Genomic DNA, 496 nt, shown 5'->3' on the forward strand with positions numbered 1-496 from the left:
AACGGTTGCGGGCCGAGTAGGCCAGCTTGACCGGGGCTTCGTAGTGCGGGACCAGGCGCTTGTACGAGTTGGTGCCCGGGTTGGTGATGGCGTTCAGGGCGCGGGCGTGCTTGATGATGCCGCCGATGTAGTACAGCGCGAATTCCGACAGGCCGGCGTAGCCGTTGCCCGCGAACAGGTTCTGACCATCCTTCCAGATGGATTGGTGCACGTGCATGCCGGAACCGTTGTCGCCAACGATGGGCTTGGGCATGAAGGTGGCGGTCTTGCCGTAGGCATGGGCCACGTTGTGCACGATGTACTTGACGATCTGGGTCCAGTCGGCGCGTTGCACCAGGGTGCTGAACTTGGTGCCGATTTCCAGCTGGCCGGCGCCGGCGACTTCATGGTGGTGCACTTCGACCGGCACGCCCATCTGTTCCATCAGCAGGCACATTTCCGAGCGCATGTCCTGGAACGAATCGACCGGGGGAACCGGGAAGTAGCCGCCCTTGAC

1 protein-coding gene is annotated in these 496 nt (G+C 62.9%); it reads right to left on the reverse strand.

The window, feature by feature from the left end; all coding sequences use genetic code 11:
- On the reverse strand, positions 1-496 hold a 496-nt coding region (locus ACR6JA_RS23025; protein WP_494599822.1), incomplete at both ends, for a glutamine synthetase family protein.

The sequence above is a fragment of the Cedecea sp. B1(4) genome, from assembly GCF_059414925.1.